Origin of the sequence: Silvibacterium acidisoli, from assembly GCA_022870745.1 — a bacterium.
GTDB lineage: Bacteria > Acidobacteriota > Terriglobia > Terriglobales > Acidobacteriaceae > Silvibacterium.
On record CP085323.1, the window covers coordinates 3,612,572 to 3,631,442 of the forward strand.

The 18,871-nt window shown below is 59.9% G+C and carries 14 protein-coding genes and 1 pseudogene; 10 read left to right on the forward strand and 5 right to left on the reverse strand.

Annotated features, from left to right (window positions below):
- Positions 1-21 precede the first annotated feature (21 nt).
- A complete protein-coding gene (locus LJD29_RS15185; RefSeq protein WP_446742394.1) occupies positions 22-3,051 on the reverse strand; it encodes a glycosyl hydrolase family 28-related protein in 3,030 nt (1,009 codons plus the stop codon).
- A gap of 138 nt (positions 3,052-3,189) precedes the next feature.
- Here LJD29_RS15185 and LJD29_RS15190 point away from each other — a divergent pair, with 138 nt between their 5' ends.
- From LJD29_RS15190 to LJD29_RS15225, 8 genes and pseudogenes are all read left to right on the forward strand, one after another.
- On the forward strand, positions 3,190-3,804 hold the full coding sequence (locus LJD29_RS15190; RefSeq protein WP_446742395.1) for a hypothetical protein: 615 nt from the start codon (positions 3,190-3,192) through the stop codon (positions 3,802-3,804).
- Complete coding sequence (locus tag LJD29_RS15195; protein ID WP_446742396.1) at positions 3,794-4,171, forward strand: transcriptional regulator; 378 nt, start codon at positions 3,794-3,796, stop codon at positions 4,169-4,171. Before LJD29_RS15190 ends, LJD29_RS15195 begins: the two co-directional genes overlap by 11 nt.
- 66 nt (positions 4,172-4,237) lie before the next feature.
- Positions 4,238-4,914: pseudogene (gene uppS / locus LJD29_RS15200) on the forward strand (polyprenyl diphosphate synthase).
- Positions 4,911-6,353 carry a B12-binding domain-containing radical SAM protein gene (locus LJD29_RS15205; protein ID WP_446742397.1) on the forward strand — a complete coding sequence of 481 codons (1,443 nt, stop codon included), beginning with the start codon at positions 4,911-4,913 and terminating at the stop codon, positions 6,351-6,353. Before uppS ends, LJD29_RS15205 begins: the two are co-directional and overlap by 4 nt.
- 112 nt (positions 6,354-6,465) lie before the next feature.
- Positions 6,466-7,650 (forward strand): cell division protein FtsQ/DivIB, encoded by a 1,185-nt coding sequence (locus tag LJD29_RS15210; RefSeq protein ID WP_446742398.1) that lies wholly within the window; start codon positions 6,466-6,468, stop codon positions 7,648-7,650.
- Positions 7,647-8,867, forward strand: a complete 1,221-nt coding sequence (gene ftsA / locus LJD29_RS15215; RefSeq protein WP_446742399.1) for a cell division protein FtsA — start codon at positions 7,647-7,649, stop codon at positions 8,865-8,867. Before LJD29_RS15210 ends, ftsA begins: the two co-directional genes overlap by 4 nt.
- A gap of 15 nt (positions 8,868-8,882) precedes the next feature.
- Positions 8,883-10,187, forward strand: a complete 1,305-nt coding sequence (ftsZ, locus tag LJD29_RS15220; protein ID WP_446742400.1) for a cell division protein FtsZ — start codon at positions 8,883-8,885, stop codon at positions 10,185-10,187.
- 312 nt (positions 10,188-10,499) lie between these two features.
- Positions 10,500-11,744: a penicillin-binding transpeptidase domain-containing protein gene (locus LJD29_RS15225; RefSeq protein ID WP_446742401.1), complete on the forward strand. Its 1,245-nt coding sequence runs from the start codon at positions 10,500-10,502 to the stop codon at positions 11,742-11,744.
- A 73-nt stretch (positions 11,745-11,817) separates the two neighbouring features.
- On the opposite strand, the gene LJD29_RS15230 is transcribed toward LJD29_RS15225, so the two are convergent.
- A complete protein-coding gene (locus LJD29_RS15230) occupies positions 11,818-11,979 on the reverse strand; it encodes a hypothetical protein (protein WP_446742402.1) in 162 nt (53 codons plus the stop codon).
- Between the two features lie 67 nt (positions 11,980-12,046).
- Between LJD29_RS15230 and LJD29_RS15235 the strand changes: the two genes are divergently transcribed.
- Together LJD29_RS15235 and tsaE are read left to right on the forward strand one after the other, a co-directional pair.
- Positions 12,047-13,657: an NAD(P)H-hydrate dehydratase gene (locus tag LJD29_RS15235; protein WP_446742403.1), complete on the forward strand. Its 1,611-nt coding sequence runs from the start codon at positions 12,047-12,049 to the stop codon at positions 13,655-13,657.
- Positions 13,658-13,671: 14 nt separating this feature from the next.
- Positions 13,672-14,139, forward strand: coding sequence for a tRNA (adenosine(37)-N6)-threonylcarbamoyltransferase complex ATPase subunit type 1 TsaE (gene tsaE, locus LJD29_RS15240; RefSeq protein WP_446742404.1), 468 nt, complete (start codon positions 13,672-13,674; stop codon positions 14,137-14,139).
- 8 nt (positions 14,140-14,147) lie between these two features.
- Here the strand turns inward: tsaE and LJD29_RS15245 are convergent, their stop codons facing one another.
- The 3 genes from LJD29_RS15245 to LJD29_RS15255 form a co-directional block, all read right to left on the reverse strand.
- Positions 14,148-14,876, reverse strand: a complete 729-nt coding sequence (locus LJD29_RS15245) for an amidohydrolase family protein (protein WP_446742405.1) — start codon at positions 14,874-14,876, stop codon at positions 14,148-14,150.
- Positions 14,877-15,193: 317 nt separating this feature from the next.
- On the reverse strand, positions 15,194-16,363 hold the full coding sequence (locus LJD29_RS15250) for an acetate/propionate family kinase (protein WP_446742406.1): 1,170 nt from the start codon (positions 16,361-16,363) through the stop codon (positions 15,194-15,196).
- Positions 16,360-18,801 carry a phosphoketolase family protein gene (locus LJD29_RS15255; RefSeq protein WP_446742407.1) on the reverse strand — a complete coding sequence of 814 codons (2,442 nt, stop codon included), beginning with the start codon at positions 18,799-18,801 and terminating at the stop codon, positions 16,360-16,362. The genes LJD29_RS15250 and LJD29_RS15255 overlap by 4 nt, the downstream gene beginning before the upstream one ends.
- Positions 18,802-18,871 lie beyond the last annotated feature (70 nt).

Sequence of the window (18,871 nt, forward strand, 5' to 3'; positions counted from 1 at the left end):
GGATGTCAACATGAGAAAAGATCAGCGGGTTTTCAGGCTGAAAAGAGCGTGGTGCGCGAGGATGAAGAGCGTCTTTTTGTCCGCGCCGCCGAAGAGCAGCTGCAGCGGCCGCTCCGGCACATCGATCCGTCCGATCTGCCTCCCATCAGGGCTGTAGACGAAAATTTCGCCATTCGCCACATACACGTTGCCTTTGCCGTCGACCGCTACGCTCTCACCGCCCCGTTGCACAAAGGGTTTGAGATCTACGAGCGATCCATCAGCGCTTACTTTTACACGGTAGGTCACATCTTCTGACTCGCTGCTGACATAAGCGTTGCCGCCCGCATGCGCAGGAATGAAGCCATAGGTGTCGAGGTTGTCAGAGAAACGCCAGCCGGTGTAATCCGGCGGACCCTGTTCAAACACACGCCCAGCCGGCAGAAAGAGGCTTCCGTCAGGCGACACATACTGCATGGCCTTTGGAGTGGAAACATCCTCGGCAAACATCTGCGCCAGCGTCTTGTATTGAAAAGTGCTGAAGTCGAGCTGGTTCGCGAACTCACCATTGTTCCAGTAGTTGCCATCAAGCAGCGCTGTGGCATCCGCTTGCGGAGTTGCCGGCTGCGCCTTGAGAATCGTCAGCGTGTCCGCGTGTGAGCCGGGCTTGAATGTATACACGGTGCCTTCGTGCCCGTCCGACGAAAGGACGAGCATGTTGCCCGATTTGTCGAGGGCAAGGTTCACGGCATCGAGAGGGTTATCGCGTTCGATGGTCAGTCCTTCTTCAGGCGACCATCCATAGATGCGCTGCTGATGATGATCGACGAAGTAGAGCTTGCCCGCTGCATCGACCGCCGCACCGGAGATTGAGTAGAAGCCGTCCTCCAGCTTCTGCAAGCTCGCGCCGGGAGCTGCCACTGCCGACGCGTCACCAGCGGTTGATTTCTCAGGTTGCATCGGGATATCGAGCACAGCAAACTCACGCTCACGTACCGCGAGGTGATGTGTCATGTCCTCAATCGCGTCTTCGTAAGGGAACTTGCTGGCGCGAAGAAAGGTTCCGCAGCCATTGCGATCGCAGGTGCCGAAGCCGCTCTCGGCGTTCACGTGCAGGTTGCGGAAGTGCAGATCGCCCGAGTTGTAAATGCGCACCGCCGCTGCAAAGGGAGCGATGGTGCGCGTCACGCGATAGCCGTGGTAGTTGGCGATGGTGATGTTGCGCGAGTTGTCGAACTCGAGTGATAGCGATTCAGGACTTTCGCCTGATTCTTCTTCCGTTTGCGGCGCGTCGATGTCCCAGTTCTCGGCGTGATCGAACTTGATCTCGTTGCGCGTGTGGTGCTCGACCGAAAGCTCATACACATGGCCGGGCGTGGCCGTGTTCGATACAAGGAAGCCTGCCTGCGCGAAGGTGTCCGGTGTCCAGATGTTGGCGAAGCTGCCGCCTCCTCCATCGGTTACCCATAGGCTCGCGTACTGCCCGTTCCAGCGCTTGTGCAGGTCGGGATCGGCAGTGTGATTGTTGTTGTACGGGTTAGTGCCGCTGCCATGTCCGCCGAGGAAGCGCACGTCGTCGATGAGGGAATCGGCGCCTGCCTTCCACATCACGCCCACCGCACGAGGGTTGATGCCGCCGGTGAAGACGCCGATGCCGCTCAGGATGTTCGTGCCACCGGCAGGCGCGGAGATGACCGGCCTGGGTGTGCCTACGCCTTCGTATCCCGGAGTGTTGTCGAGCAGATCGATCTGCGCCATGGTTGGATGAAGCGCGATCAGCACCGTGTCCGGCTTCAGTTCGAGCGTGTCGCTTACGATGTAGTGTCCGCTGGGAAAGTAGACGACGCGGTGCGCGGCGATTGCCTTGCGGATGGCCTCGGTGTCATCCGTCTTGCCATCACCGGCAGCGCCCATCGTACGCACGTTCGCCCAATCGCTCACCGGTGGCAGCGGACGAATCGCCGCAGGCAGCGCAGGAGGCATGGCATTCAGCGATTCCGCGTCGTAGAGCATTCCGACCGTGCCCATGCTGCCTTCGCCCGGGACGATCAATCCATAGTTGAAGCTCTTCACACGATAGATCGCGCCTTTGCCTGCGATCTTTTTTCCGCTCTCGCGCAGCAGCGCAAGGGTCGGCACATCGCGCAACACGGCATTCTCGAAGCCGATCTCTGTCAGCGGGCTTTGCTCGTTGCTGATGGTCACCGCCGAGCCGGAGAGCTTCTCGAAGCGGCAATCCTTTACCCACAGCTGATCGGAGTAATGCGGATCGATATCGATGGCAACCGGAACATCGCGGAAGCTGTCGTGGATCAATGTCAGCCCCGCTTCGTGCTCGCGGATTGCCGATTCGCGTTGACCTTCAAAGGTTGAATCGATGAGCGTGAACTGCCATGCAGGCGATGGCTTGTCGGTGAGGATGCCATAGCGGCCTCCATAGAAGTGCAGGTCTTCGGCCTCGTTGCCGATCTCGGTCAAACCCGCGAGGCCCGCACCGACGTGAAAGTCCATGTGGCTCAGGTAGGCGTGCTGCGCCGTGTGAAAGCGGATCGCGATGGCCGCGGGGTTGCCGTCACCAATCTCGAAATCGATGTTGCTCATCGCGGAGTAGAATGTGCCCGGGTTCGCATCGGCGATGTTTTCGTTCGGCGGAACGCTGCCCGGCGGTGGGAAGGGAATCTTCCTGCCCGCCATCGGTCCACTCGCGCCTGGACGAAAGCCGGTGAAGATCACCATATCGGCTACGTCCTTATCGAAGCCCGGAGTCTTCGCGCCCAGCACCAATACGGGCCGGGTCGCGCCGAATCCGAATACGCGCACTCCTGGCCATACATAAATCGTGCGCGTGATGCGATAGCGTCCCGGGGGAATGAAAACGATGCCTTCGTGCGCGCCTTCTTCTGCCTTATCGATCGCCGATTGGATCGCCGCGCTGGCGTCGGTCGTACCATCGCCCGGAGCCTCCAGCGTTACCGCCTTTGGATCATCCGGCTTCTGAGTGAAAACTGAGTTGGCGAAGCATGGAGACACGAATCCTGACAGCAGCACAAGAGCGAGAGCGTAAGTTTTCATTGATCTTTACCCGCCACCGTTTGTACACGACGGGCCGGTCGATGGGGAATCGGCTTTCTTCGAGAAGAGATTTTCGATTGACACGCGAAGATTGTCCCGTGTAGCTTTGCAATGTAAAGTGAATTGAGGGAGGGCGCGATGGACGATCTCGAAAAAGCTCTCGGCGACATTTACAGAATTCGCAACCAGGTGGCGCGCACCACGGAGTTTCGCGGATACGGCCCCGCGACGCTGCTCGCAACCGGAGTCTTCGCCATTGGGGCTTCCTTCCTGCAAAACCGGTTGCTGGCCAATCCGGCAGAGCAGTTCGGTGGTTATCTGCGCATCTGGATTGCCACCGCGGCGCTATCGATCGCAGTCGCAGGAGCGCAGGCCATAACCCGGTCGCGCCGCATGCACTCCTCGCTTTCCAACCAGATGATTCGCGAAGCCGTGGCCCAGTTCCTGCCGGCGCTTGGCGCGGGGCTGCTGACCACATTTATCGTCGCCCGCTTCGCTGCTTCCGCCGACTGGCTGCTGCCCGGCTTGTGGCAGATCTTTTTCGGAGTCGGCATCTTTGCTTCCTGCCGTGTTCTGCCGCGCCTGATGGCTGTACCCGCCGCGTGGTACCTGCTTGCGGGCGCGGCGGCGATTGCTGGTGGACCCGTTCATGCGCTTTCGCCCTGGACCATGGGCATCGGCTTCGGAGCGGGGCAGGCGATCGTCGCTGCCGTGCTGCACCTGAAGACGCAAGGAGCCAGCAATGAAGAATAAGCCGGAGTCGAGCGAAGCTCCTTTTGCCTATGAAGGACTGGACCGCGTGATCCACGAGCGTGCGCGGCTCAGCATTCTCACCTCGCTGCTGACGCATCCCAAGGGGCTGTCCTTCGTCGATCTCAAGCAGCTTTGCGCCCTGACGGATGGAAACCTGAGCCGCCACCTGAGCGTGCTCGAGAAGTCCGGGCTCGTCGAATCGCTCAAAGGGCACGACCGCAACCGTCCTCTTACTACCTCCCGCATTACGCCGGAGGGCCGCAGCCGTTACCTGGAATATCTCTCCACGCTCGAGCAGGTGGTTCGCGACGCGACCGGGCAGAAACGTTCTGCGCAGGCGCGTGATCTTGCGCCGGGCAAAGCTTAAATTTTTTTGCGAGGAAACTTTACAGTGCAAAGTGAATCGTTCTCTGGACTTCACGCCGCCATCATTATGGACGGCAACGGCCGCTGGGCCACACAGCGCGGACTGTCCCGCTTCGCAGGGCATCGAGCCGGAGCGGCCGCGGTTGAGCGGGTTGTCGAGCGCGCATCGAATCTCGGCATCGCCAGCCTGACCCTCTACGCGTTCTCCTCCGATAACTGGAACCGTCCCATGCCGGAAGTGCAGGGCATCTTCTGGTTGCTGCGGGCATACCTGCGCATGCAGATGGAGTCGCTGCGAAGGCGCGGCGTTCGCCTCCAGGTCATCGGGCGCCGCGACCGTCTGCCTGCGCTGGTTTTGCGAGAGATCGAGCTAGCGGAGGCGCGCACTGCCGAGTGCAACGGCATGTGCCTTCGCGTTGCAGTCGATTATTCCTCCCGCTACGCCATTGCCCAGTCTTTCGGCCGGCTCAGTTCTGTGAGCCATCGGCTTGTCGAGGAGCAGATCCATGCCGTTAATCTGCAGGCTGGCGCGATCGATCTGCTGATTCGCACCGGCGGAGAAAAACGGCTCTCCGATTTCCTGCTGTGGGAGGCAGCCTACGCCGAGCTGGTTTCATGGATTGCATGTGGCCTGACTTCGACGAGCAGGCCTTCGATGAGGCGCTCTGCGAATTCTCAATGAGGGAACGGCGCTACGGCGCACTGCCTGAAGCCGAACTTGCTGTTGCGGGGGCGGCGCGATGAGTATCCCCGTGCACTGTCCATTGCGCGTGAAATTCATCCTGCCTGCGCTCATTGAGGCGACCAGCCCCCAGTGGCGTCCCATCAAGTACTCACTCTTCCCGCCGCTCGGGCTGGCCACGCTTGCTGCGTACCTGGGGCCGGACGACGAGGCAGTTATCGTCGATGAACATGTAGAAAAACTCTCGCTGAACGATGCACCTGACCTGGTGATCATCCAGGTCTACATCACGAACGCTTACCGCGCGTATCGCATCGCGGATCACTATCGCACGCAGGGTGCATTCGTCTGTCTCGGAGGCTTGCATGTGACCTCTCTGCCTGACGAAGCAGCGCCTCATGCGGATGCGATCTTCCTCGGCCCCGGCGAGCAGACCTTCCCAGCGTTTCTCGCTGATTTCAGGGCTGGACACCCGGGCAAAATTTATCGCTCCGCATCGGGGCGCACACTGGACCGCGTCCCTCCGATTCGCCGCGACCTGATTCAGCGGAATCGCTACCTGGTGCCGAACTCGATCGTGGTGACCCGCGGATGCCCCCAGCATTGCGACTTCTGCTATAAGGATGCCTTCTTCGAAAATGGACGCGGCTTTTACACCCAGCGCGTCGACGATGCTCTGCGCGAAATCGAACGGCTTCCGGGCCGCCATCTCTATTTTCTCGACGACCATCTGCTCGGAGATCGCCGCTTCGCCGAATCCCTCTTCGAAGGTATGCGCGGTATGAAGCGCGTCTTTCAGGGAGCTGCCACCGTCGACTCGATCCTGCGCGGCAACCTGATCGAACGTGCAGCCGAGGCCGGAATGCGCAGCATCTTTGTAGGCTTTGAGACGCTTACCCCGGAAAATCTGAAGAGCAGCAACAAGCGTCAGAACCTGGGTCGCGACTACAAGGCGGTCACCGACCGTCTGCACTCGCTGGGGATCATGGTGAACGGCAGCTTCGTCTTCGGTATGGACAATGATGGAGACGATGTCTTTCGGAGAACGGTGGACTGGGCGATCGAACACGGCATTACTACCGCGACCTTTCATATCCAGACGCCGTATCCCGGCACTCGGCTCTATGCGCGGATGGTCGAGCAGGGAAGAATACTCAACTGCAACTGGGATCTCTACGACACCCGTCATGTTGTCTATCGCCCGGCGCGGCTGACGGCGGAGGCTCTGAAGACCGGCTATGACTGGGCCTATCGCGAGTTCTATCGCTGGGGATCCATCGCGCAGGCATCTCTACAGCATGGGACGGTCAAGCACCAGCTCAAACATTTCTTCTATGCGGCGGGATGGAAGAAATTCGAGCCGCTCTGGGATGCGATGATTCGCGCTCGCCAGCTCGCGCGGATGACACCGCTGCTGGAAGGAGTTCTGTCCCGCATCAGCCGCCGATCATCCACTGCGGAGGTGGCCCCGGAAGCGATGTTTCCAATCATTCAGAGCTGACACCTGGATTTCCGGCTATCTTCCTTGATTCCTCCCCGAGTTTTCTCGTACCCATTCACAGGGCTCGACAAGCTATAGTCAAAACGGCGATTCTTCACGACCTGGCTCGGGCGTGGCAAAAAACGATTTCCAATCCAAACGCGGCACCGCGTTCGTTGACGACGAACAGGACGAGGCTTTTCTCCGTCCCGCTTCGCCGCGTTCACGCTCACGCACTGCCCGCGACGACGCCCGTCAGGCTGCGCGCGCCTCTGCAGCGGACCGCCTCCTGAACAAGGCTGCCGACGGCATCGGCGAAGAGGACGACGACGGCTTTCTGCGCACCCGCCGCCGTGTTCCCGTCCGCAAGGGTTTTCTGCCGCTCTGGACGCGAACCCGCTGGGGCCGTATTGCCATCTTTGCTGGAATCGCTCTCATACTGGGCGGCCTGGTCGCGGGTTTTCTTGCCGTACGCCACTTTTTCCTGACTGATACCCGGTTTCGCATTGAGACTTCGTCCTCGGTCCAAACCGTCGGCAACAGCCAGCTCACCCGCGAGGATCTGCTTTCGGTCTTTGGGGCAGATATTGGCCGCAACATCTTCTATGTGCCACTGGCCGCCCGCCGCAGCGAGTTGGAGCAGATTCCCTGGGTTGAGCACGCCACCGTGATGCGCCTGCTGCCCGATCAACTCCGCGTGGCCGTGGTCGAGCGGACGCCTATCGCATTCGTTCGCATCGGCAACCAGGTAAAGCTGGTCGACGGCGCCGGGGTGATCCTCGATATGCCCGCAGCCATGCTGGCCGCCAAGCACTATTCGTTCCCGGTGGTCAGCGGGATTCGTCCTGAAGACCCGCTCTCGATTCGCGCTCCGCGCATGAAGCTCTACCAGCGATTCATCGCTGACATCGATTCCGGCAGCGAGAAGATCTCTCCTGAAATCAGCGAGATCGATCTGTCGGACCCGGAAGATGTTCGCGCCACCGTGCCTGCCAAGGGCTCGGATATGCTGCTGCACTTTGGGGACGAAAAGTTCCTCACGCGCTATCGCATCTACCAGAGCCACCTTGCCGAATGGCAGCGGAACTACCCTGACCTCGTCTCGGTCGATCTACGCTACGACACGCAGGTGGTGCTGAAACGCGGTAATGGGCACTCTGCCGACGCGAGTCCTCAACCCGCTCTGGCCGCGGCTCCTGATCCGGCGAGCCAGGACGCAGCGCAGGCTGCGCCGCCAGCTCCAAAGCCTGCTGCGAAGAAGCCCGCTCCCCACAAACACCAGGCACCTGTGAAGAAACACGGAAAGGCGAAAAGATGAGCCAGCACCCCGACAATCTGATCGCCGTCGTCGACATGGGCAGCTCCAAGACCCGGGTGTTGATCGCCGAAATCAATGACGGAGCTCTTCGTTATCGCGGCCACGGCATCGTCGACTCAGCCGGAACCCGCAAGGGAGTCATCGCGGAACTGCGCCCCGCTGCCGAATCGCTGAACAAGGCCGCCGAGCTGGCTGAAAAGCGCGCGGATGCTGTGATCGAGAAATGCATCGTTTCCATCGGCGGACCCCACGTGCGCGGCGTCAACAGCCGTGGAGGCATCAGCCTGGGCAGCAACCGCATGCGCGAGATTACCCGCGAAGATGTCCGCGCCGCTGTGGATCGCGCCCGCTCGATTTCGCTGCCGCCGGACAGGGAAGTGATCCACCTGTTGCCGCAGCAGTTCATCCTGGACGAACAGCCGGGCATCCACGACCCCATTGGCATGGTAGGCAATCGCCTGGAAGTGAACCTTCACATTGCCACCTGCTCGGCCAGCGCCCAACAGAGCCTCGTCACCTGCGCCAATCGCTCCGGCCTTGAAGTCTCGGAGACGGTTTACGAGGGCATCGCCGCCGCCGAAGCCACGCTCTCCGCCGACGAGCGCGAATTGGGTGTCTGCCTGATCGACGTCGGAGCCAACACCACGGAGCTGATCGTCTTCTTTGAGGGCTCGGTCGCACATACGGCGGTGATTCCCATCGGCGGCGATCACTTTAGCAACGATCTGGCCGTTGGCCTGCACATTTCACCCGAAGAAGCGGAGTGGATCAAGCAGCATTACGGCAACGCCGTCGTCACATCGGTCTCGACATTGGCGGAGATCGAACTGCACGGCATGCCTGGATTCGAGCCGCGCATGATCAAGCAGCGGCTGGTGGGAGAGATTCTTGAACCGCGCGCCCGCGAACTTTTCCACATGCTGCGCGACAACCTGAGGCAGGGCGGCGTGCTCGAAGCTCTAGGGGCAGGCTGCGTGCTGACCGGCGGTGGTTCGCGCCTGGCCGGCATGATCGACGTTGCCGAAAGCCTGCTGCGGGTACCTGCACGAATCGGTTCCCCTGTGCCGCTTTCTCGCATGCCCGACGAGCTTGCACAGCCCGAATGCGCTACGCTGGTGGGAACGCTGCTGTACACCCACCGCACCAGCATCCTGCGTGCGGCTGAAGACCACAGCCTGCGTGCCAAACTGCGCGCCATCTTTGCCGGAAGCCTATAGGAGTACAACGCACCCATGACAAACCCCGAAGAAATTCGCATTCAATATCACGACGAACTCCTCCACGGAGCCCGCATCAAGGTCATCGGAGTGGGCGGTGGAGGCGGCAACGCCGTCAACCGCATGATTTCGGCACGGGTCGAAGGCGTCGAGTTTATTGTTGCGAATACTGACCGCCAGGCGCTGCAGCTCTCGCAGGCCCCGGTCAAGCTGCAGCTTGGCACCAAGCTGACCTCGGGACTGGGCGCAGGCGCGAATCCTGATGTAGGCCGCAAGGCCGCTCTCGAAGATTCGGAGAAGATCATCGAAGCCCTCGAAGGCGCGGACATGGTTTTCGTTACCGCTGGTCTCGGCGGAGGCACCGGCACCGGGGCTGCCCCTGTGATCGCCTCGCTGGCGAGCGAAATGGGCGCTCTGACTGTCGCCGTGGTTACCCGGCCCTTCAGCTTCGAGGGCAAGCGCCGCATGGCCCAGGCCGAGCGCGGCATGCAGGAGCTGCTCGATTCGGTCGACACGATGATTGTGATCCCGAACGAAAAGCTGCTGGCTGTGGCCAAGGACGCTGGCTTCTTCGAATCCTTCCGCATCGCCGACGACGTGCTGCGCCAGGGCGTGCAGGGCATTTCGGACATCATCACCATCCCCGGCATCATCAACCGCGACTTTGCCGACGTGAAGACCACGATGGCCGGCATGGGCTACGCCGTGATGGGCACCGCTGTTCGCGGTGGAGACAACCGCGCTGTTGAAGCCGCCCAGGCGGCGATGGCATCTCCGCTGCTCGAAGACGGAGCCATTGACGGAGCGCGCGGCATCCTTATTAATATCAGCGGTTCCAGCTCGCTCAAGCTGAACGAAGTCAACGAGGCTTCCAGCCTCATTCAGAACGCTGCCCATGAAGAGGCCAACATCATCTTCGGCGCTGTGCTGGACGAAGCCATGGGAGACGACATCAAGATTACGGTCATCGCCACCGGCTTCCGCAAGGAAATGCCCGAGCGCCGTGAGCGCATGCTGAGCTCATCCCTTCGTGAACCGGTAACGCCCAAGGTCCAGATGGGCGGATCAGGCCCGGCTCCTCGCTTCGCCAGCGAAGAGATCGACGACCTGCCCTATATCCCCAACGTGCGCCACGTGGTCGATCCTGAACCCCAGGCCCAGGTCGAGCCGCCTGCGCAGCCGGAAGCTCATACGCATTCCGAACCTGCTGTCGCTGTTGCCGAACAGGCGACTCAGCCCAGCATCTTCGAGGAGCCGGCTAAGGAAGAAGAAGGCGAAAACCTTGATATTCCAGCATTTATGCGCAGAGGCGGTCTTTAAAAAAGGCCGCGCATCTGCCCCGTTTATGAGGCATATTACCTGCGCGTAAAAAATTGTTGGAATCGAAGGGGCACCGGGTATTATCTGAAATATAACGATCTTTACAGCGGGTTGCTCCTCGATTTCGACACGACAGTTCGCAAAGATCAGTGTCTAAATGAAAGAGTGTTTTCCGATTTTGAATCGACTCTTCAAATCGGGATTTGCTCTTAGGAATCTTTTCTTTAAAGCTTTACTGCACGGCTGACGATCCATAGCATCATCACCGTCGGACCATGCAGGCAATCGCGGGCCCCACCACCGGGAGTTTGAATGAAGCGTTTCGTACCGTTCGCATTGATGGCAGTCCTGCTCTTGCTGCCTGTTTCTCTTAAGGCAAGCGCCTCGACCCGTCGGCGCGCACGCAGCCACGCGGCTGCGGCCTCTGTGCGGCATACGGCTCGCCGCGCCGGTACGAAAACCACTGCGAAGACCGTTTCAGTCCGGACCACCCGTACGTACCGCGGAGCGCACCTGCGCCGCGCGAACATTGTGGTTCGCCGTCACCGCATCTACGAGCGCTTCACGGCCGACTCCTTCACAGATCAGGATCTGACCCAAGGCGACGTCACGGCGGGTGAAGATCCGGTCGTGCGCCAGGCCGCGATTTCAGCTCTCGGCAACATGTACGGCACTGTCCTCGCCATCGATCCGAACAATGGGCGCATTCTAGCCATGGTCAACCAGAAGCTCGCTCTTTCGAGCGGGGCTGAGCCCTGCTCGACGATCAAGCTTTCGGTTGCGCTGGCCGCACTGGAAGAGGGAATCATCACCAAGGACACGCAGGTCAATCTCGGCGGCAGCTACTCCGTTAACCTGACCTACGCGCTGGCTCGCTCGATCAATCCTTATTTCGAAGTTCTGGGACGCCGTCTTGGTTTTGAGCGCGTTCGCCATTACGCCAACGAGTTCGGCCTGGGCGAACTGGCCGGTTACAACATTCCCGGCGAGCAACTGGGTGTTTACCCCAGTGAGCCGCTGCCCGAAGCTAAGGGTGGCGTAGGCCGTATGTGCTCCTTCGGCGAGAGCGTTTCAATGACTCCGCTGCAACTGGGAGCCATGGTGGCTGCGATCGCCAACGGAGGCACGCTCTATTACCTGCAGCATCCAACTACGCCGAACGCGGCTGTGAATTACACGCCCCGCATCAAGCGTCAGCTCGACATCGGCAAGATCATCCCTGAGATCCAGCCGGGTATGGCAGGCGCGGTAGACGCGAGCTACGGCACAGCCCGCTCACTCAAGGCGAACTTCAACCAGTTTCCGGTGATGGGCAAGACCGGCACCTGCTCGGATGACGGCACCCGCTTCGGCTGGTTTGCCTCCTATGCAGACACCCAGTACGGCCGCATCGTGACGGTAGTCTTCCTCGAAGGTGGGCGCGCAACCTTCGGACCGAAGGCCGCCGAGTTGACCGGCATGTTCTACCGCAATCTCTGGGATCACAGCTATTTCGCTTCGAAGCAGCCGTTGAACGACGGGACCCAGCAGACGACGGCTGTCGGAGTTAGCCAGTAATCTTCGCTACGGATAAACAGCAAAAGGCGGAGCGATCTGATCGCTCCGCCTTTTTATTTTTGCTACGGGCTTTTTAGAAGCCATTTTGCCGTTGAGGAGAAAGCACGGTTTCCTTGGTGGCGACAAGGTTGAAGTCCATCCCTTCATGGCGCGCATGGCGGACCTGAACGTTCGGACCTGATTGTCCGGACAGCAGATGAATTTTCTTCGAACGGGTGACGCCCTGATGTTCCAATGATTTGCGGCTTTCAGGCAGCGCGATTCGAACTCTGTGCCTCGTATCGAATACGATGGCAGAGAGTATGCCGATTCCTTACGTTCCCGTCCTGACCGCCGACGAGATGCGCGCCGCCGACCGTTCCACGGCGGAGCGCGGCATTCCAACCATGACGCTGATGCGAAATGCGGGAGCAGCCGTCGCCCGTTTCGTGCTGAAGGAATATCCAGAGGCGCACCGTATCACCGTGCTGTGCGGCAAAGGCAACAACGGCGGCGACGGGTTCGTCGCTGCCAAAGCTCTTAAAGAGGCGGGAAAGGAAGTACACGTCCTGCTACTCGGCGTGCCTGAGGATCTGAAGGGCGATGCATGGCAGGCCTTCGACGAGATGCGCCTCCAGCCGGTGCTGGTTCCGAATGAGGACGATGTTAATGCGCCGCCGGTTGAAGAGCATTTTCTTGAAGCCGACCTTCTGCTCGATGCTGTTGTCGGAACGGGTTTCAAGCCTCCTCTGCGGGGAGCAGCTGTGGCGCTTCGGGATCGCGTCAATGCGCTCACGATCCCGGTAGTGGCGGTCGATCTACCGTCAGGGTGGGACGCGGACTCGCGCGAATTCGCAGCAGAGGGAGCTTTCCGAGCGAGTGCGGTGGTCAGCTTCACGGCGCCCAAGCTCGCCCATGTTTGCGGCAACCTGGCCGGGGGAGTTTTCGGCCCAATCGTCATCGCCGGCATCGGTTCGCCGCAGGAGGCAGTGCATTCCGGCCTGAAGATGAGCTGGGCTGGTGCCGCGAAGGCGATTGCCGATCCGCCGCGCAAAGCCGATAGCAACAAGGGCATCTACGGCCACGTGCTGCTCATCGGCGGAGGCCGCGGCAAGTCGGGAGCGCCGGCCATGTCGTCGCTTGCCTGCCTGCGTGCCGGTGCAGGACTCGTTACCGCAGCCGTCGCCGCTTCCACGCTTCCTTTTGTTGCCCAGATCACGCCTGAACTGATGACCTACGCGCTCCCTGAAGGGCAGAACGGTGAGATTACCGGCCGAGGCTTGGACCTGGACGAACTGCTTGAGAAGAGAACTGTTCTCGCGATCGGACCGGGACTGGGTCAGGAGCCGGAGACGGAAGCTTTTGTACTCGATCTGCTTGAGAACTCGACCATTCCTGTCGTTCTGGACGCCGATGCACTGAATATCGTCGCGAAGCACCTGGTGAGGGTCGATGGCCGTAAACGGACGATGATTCTTACCCCTCATCCGGGTGAGATGGGCCGCCTTGCCGGCATCTCCACAAAAGAGGTGCAGGCCCGGCGCGAGCCGTTGGCTAGGGAATTCGCTGTGCGACACGGTGTAACACTCGTGTTAAAAGGGTGGCGTACACTCATCGCGCATCCCGATGGAAACATGAGCATCAACACGACCGGCAATCCAGGTATGGCCAAAGGAGGCAGTGGAGATATTCTGACCGGCATTGTCGCTGCCATGGTGGCCCAGTTTCCGGATCGGGTAGCCGAAGCGGTTTCGGCAGCAGTTTATCTGCACGGGCTGGCAGCGGACTTTGCCGTTCGCGAGCAGGACGAGCATACGCTGCTTGCCACGGATACGGTAAGTCATCTCTGGCGCGCCTTCCGGTTTCGTCCGGAAGATTCTGCCGGTTATACATGGATTCAAGGATTACCCACTCAGGTCACGGAGACCCCGTAGGGCACGGAGAGAAGATGAGCGCAGAAGCCACGCAGACCAAGGTTCACAATTTCGAAACCGCCAGCGCCGCCGAGACCATCCGTGCCGGTCACGAGATCGCAAAGCTCCTCAACCCGCCACGCCTGCTTATCCTGCGTGGAGACCTGGGAGCGGGTAAAACCACCCTCGTAAAGGGCATTGCCGAGGCCATCGGAGCAGCAGAGCCGGACGAGGTGACCAGCCCGACCTTTACGCTGATTCACGAATACGAAGGCTCGCGCGATGGAAAGCCTGTGCTGCTCTATCACCTTGACCTCTACCGCATTGAGAGCGAGCGCCAGCTCGCGTCTCTCGGCATAGACGAGCTTGAAACCCCCGAGAGCCTTGTGCTGGTGGAATGGGGAGAAAAATTTCCCTCGATCGTAAAGCGAGCCCAGGGTGAAATCGTGATGCATTCAACCGGCGGGGATTCGCGGAAGATCACTCTCTCGATGAAGGACTAGTTCAGGCCTTACCGGCCCCGCGGAGCCCATCCGTAGGGAGCCACATTACCGCGGATGATGGCCCATTCCTTTGGCGTCAGGCCGAGTTCAGGGTAGACACGGGAGTAGTAGTCCACCAGGTCGTCCCCGTTGTAAGGCCAGTCTGAGGCAGGAAGAAAATGCTCAGGGCCAATGCGCCGGATCAGCGCGATCAGAGCGTCTTTGTCGGCGGGTTTGCTTTTATCTGTCCATACTCCGGATAAATCAAACCACACGTGGCGAAACTTCTCAGGGTGTGCGGTGATCGCATCTGCAAATGCTCCCAGTGCGGAGAGCGTCTGCACGTCAATGTCGTCGCCCCAACCGGCGGCGTGGGCAATCTGGACGGGCGTGTCTCCTGCGGCCGGCAGCACCTCGTTGATGAAACGCTGCACGTCGGCTGCGCCGTAGTCCATTCGTTGCGTGCGCAGGTGAATCATGATCGCCAGATTAGATTCGGAAGCCGCATGGAAGACTTCGGCAAGGGCTTTGATGTCTTCGTCCTTCCGCAAATCTACCCCCGAGCTCGTTAAATGCAGCTTGATGCCGGTTACAGCGGGATCGTTCCGCCAGCGGGCGATTTCTGGCAATGCCGTCTGGCGAATCGGATCGACAGCGATGAATGCAGCCAACTGCTGCGGATGACGCCTTGCCAGCTCTACTGTCCAGTCATTTGCGGCACGCAACAGGTCGGCGGCGTCTTTCCGCTCTGGCTGCATCAGAGGACTCTCGGCGAGATATCCGTCTGACATGACAAGTGCCCGCTGGATTCCCGCACCAGCCATTTCCGTCAACAAGTCGTTTACCGAAGCCAGGGAGGAAGTCCTGAATGGCCGGCGAGTTGAGATGGACATGATGATCGACGCGAACAGGCGTCAGCGGAAGTGCGGCGTGCTCCGGCTGCTGGCCGGCCAAGGCTCCACAGCATGCTGTCATTAACAGCAGTGCCGAAAGTCCGCAGCGGCTGCGATGAATGAGCCATGTAGTGAGGGCGAATGCGCGTGTACAGATCCGAACTGGCATAGGCAATACTGTTTTAAAGTAGAGAGCGCACTTCACGCGCAATCTGCGACTCTTCCTTGCTGGGCACGATGCGGACTTCAACCCTGCTGTTACTGCTAGAGATCACATCGGAAGCGGAATCGTTCTTTCCTGGCGCTAGAACGAGGCCGAAGTGAGACAGCTTTTTCAGGATAGCGCTGCGAGCTCTTGCGCTGTGCTCGCCGATGCCCCCGGCAAAGATCAACTGATCGAGGCCGCCGAGTTCCACTGCATATGCCACGATGGTTTTCGCAATCGATAACGTAAAGATTTCGATGGCCAATGCGGCCTGCGTGTCTCCCGCAGCGGAGCGCTGCTCCAGGTCGCGCATGTCGGCCGATCCGCCGAGCGCAAGCAATCCCGATTCGTGATTGAGCATGGCTTCGAGCTGATCTGCATCGAGGTTATGCACGCGCATCAGGTAGAGCAGTACACCGGGATCGAGATCTCCTGTGCGTGTACCCATGGGGATGCCGCCGGTCGGTGTCATTCCCATGCTGGTATCGATCGATTTTCCATCGCGCATTGCGCACAGGCTCGATCCGTTGCCAAGATGGGCGACCACTGCCAGCGGCTTCATTTGCGAGCCGAGCTGATGCACGATCGACGCGTACGAGAGACCGTGGAAGCCATAGCGCCGGACGCCCTCCGCAACGAGCTTTTCCGGCAACGGATAATGCCATGCGATCTCCGGCAGAGTCGTGTGGAAGGTGGTGTCGAAGCAGGCAAACTGAGGCGCTTTCGGATAAAGCTTCTCCGCGCTGCGGATCAGTTCAAGCGAAGTCGGTATGTGGAGCGGTGCGAAATGTACCGCTTCCTGCAATGCGCGAAAGACCTGCGGGGTCAGCAGCGCATGCTCGCGCAGGCGAGGGCCGCCGTGCACCAAGCGATGCCCTACTGCCGCGGGCTCCGGAGATTGCAGTGAGGGAAGCGTGGAGCAGACATGCTGCAACGCGTCATCCTGTGAGGTATATTTCTGCTCTTCATGGTGGACGGTTTTACCGCTGCCGTCTTTGATCTCGAGCCTACCGGCATCTTTGCCGATTCCCTCGGCGCTGCCCTCAAACAGCGGCTTCTCTTCACCTTCTTCGAGCTGGAAGAGCCCGAACTTCAGTGTCGAGGAACCGCTGTTGACTGCAAGGATCGCTCCGGAGGAGCCGCTCACGCGTTGTCTCCGCCGGTGTCCTCGGCCTTGTTCGCAGCCTTGCCGTCCTTCGGGTGAGACCAGCGCCAGTTGGCCACTTCGGGCATGTCCTCACCGTGTTGCGAGACGTACAGCTTATGCTCCTGCCGCTTTTCGGTGAACTTCTGGAATGCTTCGGCCTCCTGATCTTTCAGGCGTGGAACGTACTCGAAGGCGTCGAGCGCGAGCCGGAAGCGATCGATGCCGTTGCGTACGCACATGTCGAAAGGCGTCGTGGTTGTGCCCTCTTCCATATAGCCGCGGACATGGAAGTTGTCATGATTTTTCCGCTTGTAGGTGAACTTGTGGACCACCGTTGGATAGCCGTGGAAGGTAAAGATGACCGGCTTGTCGAGGGTGAACAGTCGATCGAAATCCTCATCGGCAAGCCCATGCGGATGTTCCTTGTTCGATTCGAGCGTCATGAGATCGACGACGTTGACCATGCGAATCTTGAGGCTGGGCACATGCTCACGCAGCAGCGAGATCGCAGCCAGGGTCTCCATGGTGGGAATGTCGCCGGAGGCTGCCATGACCACGTCGGGTTCGCCGCCGCCATCGTTCGAAGCCCAATCCCAGATGCCAAGACCCGCGGTGCAGTGACGAACTGCTTCTTCCATCGTCAGCCACACAGGAGCGGGCTGCTTGCCTGCGATGATGAGGTTCACGTAGTTCTTGCTGCGCAGGCAGTGGCTCGCGACCGAGAGCAGGGTGTTGGCATCCGGCGGAAGATAGATGCGAACCACCTCGGCCTTTTTATTGGCAACGTGGTCGATAAAGCCGGGATCCTGGTGTGAGAAGCCGTTGTGATCCTGCCGCCATACGTGCGAGCTGAGCAGGTAGTTCAGGGACGCGATCGGCTTGCGCCAGGGCAGGTCGCGGCTGACCTTCAGCCACTTGGCGTGCTGGTTGAACATCGAGTCGATGATGTGAATGAAGGCTTCATAGCAGTTGAAGAGGCCATGTCGCCCGGTAAGCAGGTAGCCTTCGAGCCATCCTTCACACATGTGCTCACTGAGCACTTCCATCACGCGGCCATCGGGAGCCAGATTTTCATCGACTTGTTCCGTCTCGGCCAGCCAGCGCTTTCCCGTTTCGGCATAGACGGCTTCCAGACGGTTCGAAGCTGTTTCGTCCGGGCCGAAGAGGCGGAAGTTGCTGGTGGATTCGTTCTCCTTCATCACATCGCGCAGGAAGACGCCAAGCACGCGGGTAGCTTCTGAATCCGTCGCACCTGGAGCAGGGCAGGGTACCGCGTAGTTCTCGAAGTCAGGCAGACGCAGCGGCTCAAGCAGCAGGCCGCCATTCGCATGCGGACTCATGCTCATGCGCAGCTGCCCCTTGGGTGCGATGTCTTGATATTCCTCTGCGAACTCGCCGTTCTTATCGAAGAGTTCCTGCGGCTTGTAGCTCTTCATCCACTTCTCAAGCAGCTTCAAGTGCTCAGGCTTCTCGCGCAGTTCGGCAAAGGGGACCTGGTGCGCGCGCCACGTTCCTTCCACCGGCTTGCCGTCCACTTCCTTTGGACCGGTCCAGCCCTTGGGTGTGCGCATCACGATCATCGGCCAGATAGGACGGGTGAGGTCGCCGGTATCGCGGGCTTTCTTCTGAATCGCGCGGATCTCGTCATAGATCAGGTCGAGGGTTGCGGCCATCTTCTGGTGCATCTCCTCCGGCTCATGACCGCTGACGAAGATGGGCTTGTAGCCATAGCCGCGAAGCAACGCTTCCAGTTCGCCTTCGGGAATTCGCGCCAGCACGGTGGGGTTGGCGATTTTGAAACCGTTCAGGTGCAGAATCGGTAACACCGCGCCGTCCGTCGCCGGGTTCAAGAACTTGTTGGAGTGCCAGCTGGTGGCTAATGCTCCGGTCTCCGATTCGCCGTCGCCGACGACGCAGGCAACGATGAGGTCAGGATTGTCGAAGGCCGCTCCATAGGCATGCAGCAGGGAATAGCCGAGTTCACCGCCTTCGTGGATGGAGCCTGGAACCTCCGGGGAAACGTGGCTGGGGATGCCGTAAGGCCAGGAGAACTGCCGGAAGAGCCGCTTGATGCCATCGCGATCACGCTCAATATGCGGATAGATCTCGGTGTATGAGCCTTCGAGGTAGCTGTTGGCGACGATACCGGGGCCGCCGTGTCCGGGTCCGATGACGTACATGAACTTCGCCTGCGTTTCGCAGATGAGGCGGTTCAGGTGTACATAGATGAAGTTCAGGCCGGGAGTCGTGCCCCAGTGACCGAGCAGGCGCGGCTTGATGTCGTCGATGGTCAGTGGACGTTCGAGGAGAGGGTTGTCTTTAAGGTAAATCTGCCCGACCGAGAGATAGTTGGCGGCGCGCCAGTAGGCGTGCATCTTCTGTAACAGTTCGGGGGAAAGCGGATGCGGACGTGTCTCCTGCTGAAGCTTGGGGCTCATCGGTGCTCCTTTTTTAACGGACACTTACAAAAATTCGCCTTTGATTACTGTGACATGAAGGTTAGGATGC

What these genes read in the sequence shown, in the direction of transcription:
- LJD29_RS15185 (WP_446742394.1), bottom strand. Translation starts at nt 3,051, where the DNA reads ATGAAAACTTACGCTCTCGCTCTTGTGCTGCTGTCAGGATTCGTGTCT.
- LJD29_RS15190 (WP_446742395.1), top strand. Translation starts at nt 3,190, where the DNA reads ATGGACGATCTCGAAAAAGCTCTCGGCGACATTTACAGAATTCGCAAC.
- LJD29_RS15195 (WP_446742396.1), top strand. Translation starts at nt 3,794, where the DNA reads ATGAAGAATAAGCCGGAGTCGAGCGAAGCTCCTTTTGCCTATGAAGGA.
- LJD29_RS15205 (WP_446742397.1), top strand. Translation starts at nt 4,911, where the DNA reads ATGAGTATCCCCGTGCACTGTCCATTGCGCGTGAAATTCATCCTGCCT.
- ftsA (WP_446742399.1), top strand. Translation starts at nt 7,647, where the DNA reads ATGAGCCAGCACCCCGACAATCTGATCGCCGTCGTCGACATGGGCAGC.
- ftsZ (WP_446742400.1), top strand. Translation starts at nt 8,883, where the DNA reads ATGACAAACCCCGAAGAAATTCGCATTCAATATCACGACGAACTCCTC.
- LJD29_RS15225 (WP_446742401.1), top strand. Translation starts at nt 10,500, where the DNA reads ATGAAGCGTTTCGTACCGTTCGCATTGATGGCAGTCCTGCTCTTGCTG.
- LJD29_RS15235 (WP_446742403.1), top strand. Translation starts at nt 12,047, where the DNA reads ATGCCGATTCCTTACGTTCCCGTCCTGACCGCCGACGAGATGCGCGCC.
- tsaE (WP_446742404.1), top strand. Translation starts at nt 13,672, where the DNA reads ATGAGCGCAGAAGCCACGCAGACCAAGGTTCACAATTTCGAAACCGCC.
- LJD29_RS15245 (WP_446742405.1), bottom strand. Translation starts at nt 14,876, where the DNA reads ATGCAGCCAGAGCGGAAAGACGCCGCCGACCTGTTGCGTGCCGCAAAT.
- LJD29_RS15255 (WP_446742407.1), bottom strand. Translation starts at nt 18,801, where the DNA reads ATGAGCCCCAAGCTTCAGCAGGAGACACGTCCGCATCCGCTTTCCCCC.